The 459-nt window shown below is 54.5% G+C and carries 2 tRNA genes; both read right to left on the minus strand.

The window, feature by feature from the left end:
* Positions 1-174: 174 nt before the first annotated feature.
* A tRNA-Lys gene (locus H9X91_RS14050) sits at positions 175-250 on the minus strand.
* A 3-nt stretch (positions 251-253) separates the two neighbouring features.
* Positions 254-328 (minus strand) — tRNA-Glu (locus H9X91_RS14055).
* Positions 329-459 lie beyond the last annotated feature (131 nt).

Consider the following 459-nt stretch of genomic DNA (forward strand, 5'->3'; position numbering starts at 1 on the left):
CTTGCTCCTCCTCTTCCTCGCGAACCCGTTTCACTGGGCTTCGCTCGGAGGGAGATACGACTTTATGTTATCCGGTCTTACCGGAGAACAAACTGTATTATATTGTATTTGGCTCCCCTTGTCAAGTCTTTCCTGCCCCTCCGGCGTACCTTTCGGCACACCGGAGGTCAGGTCTGGTGCACCTTCACGGACTCGAACCGGGGACCCACTGATTAAGAGTCAGTTGCTCTACCAACTGAGCTAAAGGTGCATTTGGTGACCCGTACCGGATTCGAACCGATGTTAACGGCGTGAGAGGCCGCTGTCTTAACCACTTGACCAACGGGCCGCTTTTCCTCTTCTGGGGTACCTTCCCTGCACCCTCAAAACCGAACAATGTGACGCCGCGTTCAAGCACGCCTGCTTCTTCTCGTAGGTCAAGCCCTCGGGCGATTAGTACCGGTCAGCTCCATACATTAC

It is taken from the genome of Oscillibacter valericigenes (genome assembly GCF_016902445.1).
Taxonomy (GTDB): domain Bacteria; phylum Bacillota; class Clostridia; order Oscillospirales; family Oscillospiraceae; genus Oscillibacter; species Oscillibacter avistercoris.